Consider the following 3,615-nt stretch of genomic DNA (forward strand, 5'->3'; position numbering starts at 1 on the left):
GCTCGGGGAGGCCGGCTACCGCAGCGCCGCCCGCTACGACCCGCGTTTCGGGACCTGGTCCGAGGAACCGGGGATGGCGGTGGGGCGGATCAGTTTCGCCGCGGCCGTCCTCGCCGACGGCCGGGTCCTGGTCACGGGCGGGGCCGTGACCACCGGCCCCGCCACGCCGTCCGCCGCGTACTTCCGACTCACCGGCACCAGTGAGCTGTTCACCGCCTAGTTCGTCACGTCACCACCGCACGGAGGAGTTCCGCCATGACCGAAGCGACCACCGGCCCGCCCGGATCCGCCGCGCCACCCGTGCGCCGCCTCGTCACCGGCACCGTCACCGACGACGGGCGGCCCGCGGCCGCCGGGCTGCGGGTCGAGCTCGTCTCCCGGCGGCTGCGGTCCGCGCACCGGCTCGGGGAGACCCGTACGGGGAGCGACGGCCGTTACCGGCTGGAGTACGAACCGCCGGCCGGGCCGGCCGCCCTGGTGGTGCGGGTGTCGTCCCCCGGTGGCCCGTCGGCCGAGGCGTCCTGCCCGGCGCCCCGCGCCGCGGAGGTCCTCGACGTCGCCCTGCCCGCCGACCCGCGCAGTGAGTACGCCCGGCTCCTCGCGGCGGTGGGGCCGCTGCTCGACGGCGCCGATCCGGCCGGACTGACCGCGGAGGAGGAGGGGTTCCTCGGTCACGCCGCAGGCGTCGATCCGGGGCGGGTCCGTCACCTCGCCGCGGCCGCCCGGCTCGCCGGCGCCACGGGCCGGCCGGCCGAGCCGTTCTACGGACTGCTGCGCCGCGGCCTGCCGGACGATCTCGGCGAACTCGCCGTCCGGCGCACCAGTACCGTGCGGGACGCGCTCGCGGCGGCCGCCGGGGCCCGCCTGATCGACTCGGCGGACGGCGGCGAGGAGTTGGTCGCGGCGCTGCGCGCCCGCCACCTCGACGCCGGCCGCCCGGTCCGCTCCGAGGGCTCCGACGGCTCCGGCCCGCGCGGGGACGGGAGGGCACCGCACGCCCTGGCCCGCCTGTTCACGATCACGGTCCCGGACCCGCAGGTGCGGCAGCGGCTCTTCTCCGCCCACCTCGACCACGACGGCCCCGAGCACACCGCCCACGAGGCGCTCCGCACCGTCGACGCTCCGCCCGCCGCGAGCGAACGCATGCTCCTGGCACTCGAGTTGAGCCGGGTCGCGGACGGACACCCCGAGCTGGTGGGCGCGCTCCTGGACCGCTTCGACAGCGGAGAGCTCGGCCATCCGCGTGATCTCGCCCGGCTCGACGGCCATTGGGAGGGTCTGGTCACGGAGGCCGGTGGCCCGCCCCGCTCCGGTCCGCAGGCCCTCTCCGCCACGGCGTACGCTGACGCGCTGCGCTCCCGGGTCGAGCGGACCTACCCGACCGCGTACGTGGCCCACCGGCTCGCCACCACCCCCGATCCGGCGGGCGCCCCCGCCGCCCGCTTCCTCGTCGCGAACCCGGACTTCGACCTGATCGGCACCCCGGTCGACGCGCGCAGCGTGCCCGACGAGGAGGCGCGGCGCGAACTGGCCGCCCTCCAGCGGGTGTACCGGGTGGCCCCGCGCTTCGACGCGATGCGGGCGCTGCGGGACCAGGGGTTCTCCTCTTCCGCCGCGATCGCCGGGCTGGCCCGGGGGACCTTCGCCGCGCGGATGGCGGAACACCTCGACGAGGCGGAGGCGCACGCCGTGCACGCGCGGGCGCTGCGGGTGCACGCCGCGGCCGTGAACCTGGTGGCGGACCTGCGGACCGCGGGACAGTTCGACGTCCCGTGGCTGCCGCGGGCGCAGGCGCATGCCGATCTGGTCCCGGACTGGGAGGAGCTGTTCGGCTCGGCCGACCAGTGCGCCTGCAAGGAGTGCCGCACCCTCTACGGCCAGCCCGCATATCTGGTGGACCTGCTGTACTTCCTCAAGCGGGCGCCGAGCGCGGGCACGATGGGCGAGCTGGGCGAGAGCCCGATGGCGGACACGCTGTACGCCCGGCGGCCCGACCTGTGGCACCTGAAGCTCAGCTGCGACAACACCAACCTCATGCTCCCGCACGTCGACCTCGTCAACGAGGTGCTGGAGAACGCCATCGTCCAGGACCCCGCCACCGGGGACCGGCTGCGGCAGAGCAGCGGGGACTCGGCGCACCTGCGGATCCAGCCCCAGTGGACGAACCACGGCGCCTACAACCGGCTGGCCGGCGCCTGCTACCCGTGGACGCTGCCGTACGACCTCTGGGCCGACCGTGCCCGCACCTACCTCGGGATGCTCGGAGTGCCGCGCGCGGAGCTGATGGCCACGCTGCACCCGGCGGGCGCGGACTCCGTCGAGGTGATCGCGGAGAGCCTCGGCATCACGATGGCCGGCCTGCGGATGATCACGGGTGGGACCACCGAGCCGGGCTACACGCTGGCCGCCTTCTACGGCAAGCCCTCCGGCATGCCGCCGTCCCAGCTCCTGGACTCCGTTTCGACGGTGCGGGCCATGCTCGACACCGCTCAACTGGACCATCCGGAGCTGGAGTCGGTGCTGGACACCCGCTTCGTCGACCCGGGCCGCGCCCTGGTGATCGAACCGACCGACCCCGACCGCCCGTGCGACACACGGCTGCTGCGGATCGACGGTCTGAGCACGGACACCCTCGACCGGCTGCACCGCTTCGAGCGGCTGCGGCGGGTGCTCGACTGGCCGGCGCACCGGCTCGACCGGGTCATCGCCACCTGCACGCCGGGCGAGCTGACCACCGCGACCCTGTCCTGCGTGGTCGCCGTACGCCGCCTGTCCGACCGGCTGGGTCTGCCCGTGGAGCGGCTGCTGTGCCTGTTCGGCCCGCTGGACACCCATCCGTACCGCACGGGCGACGACCTTCCGCTGTACGACCGTCTGTTCCTGGACGACACGGTGATCGCCACCGCGCCGGGCGGCCGCAACCCGTTCCTGCTGAACGCGTCCCGCACCGAGGTCGAGGCAACGGGTGATCTGCGGTCCTATCCCGTGTCGGCCGCCCTGCTCGGGAGCCTGGAAATCACCGACGCCGAGCTGACCGCGCTCGTCGGGGGCCCCCGGGCCGTCGTCGCGGACACCCGGCTGACGCTCGCCCACCTCGGCGCCCTGGTGCGGACGGTCACGCTGGCCCGCGCCGTCCGGCTGCCGATCACCGAACTGCTGCGGCTGTTCGAGCTGCGCGGCGGCAGTCCGCTGCGCCCCGGCGGACTCCCGGCCGAGGGCGACGGGACGGCACGCCGCGGCGAGACGGAGCTGCCCGCCGGCCGGCCCGTACGGCTGGGTCCCTCGCCGGCCGAGGACCCCGGACGCCGGGAGTCGTCGGTCGGCGCCGGGGGCGCGGTGGGCGAGCCGCCGGCGGCGGGCGACCCCGCCGCGGCGGTGCGCGCCTCGCTGGCGGACACGGGCCGGTTCGCCGACGAGGTGGAGGCGCTGCAGGCCGGCGGCCTGACCGTGGCCGAAGCCGACGCCGTACTGACCGCCACGACCGGCCCCGAGGGCTCGGCGGTACCGTCGGATGCCGCACTCGGAGCGACGCTCACCGGCCAGCGCGAGGCCCAGCGGGGCGGGTAGCTACAGAAAGCGCGGTCCGGGTGGGGAAAAGGGGGGGTGGAGAGCGAG

1 protein-coding gene and 1 pseudogene are annotated in these 3,615 nt (G+C 75.7%); both read left to right on the forward strand.

Annotation, left to right across the window (positions count from 1 at the left end):
- Window positions 1-220 (forward strand): annotated as a pseudogene (locus ACFXA3_RS38560) (Kelch-like protein 17); the annotation flags it as partial.
- Between the two features lie 35 nt (window positions 221-255).
- Window positions 256-3,567: a hypothetical protein gene (locus tag ACFXA3_RS38565; RefSeq protein WP_385195363.1), complete on the forward strand. Its 3,312-nt coding sequence runs from the start codon at window positions 256-258 to the stop codon at window positions 3,565-3,567.
- Window positions 3,568-3,615: the final 48 nt, after the last annotated feature.

The sequence above is a fragment of the Streptomyces sp. NPDC059456 genome (assembly GCF_042750055.1).
Classification (GTDB): Bacteria; Actinomycetota; Actinomycetes; order Streptomycetales; family Streptomycetaceae; genus Streptomyces.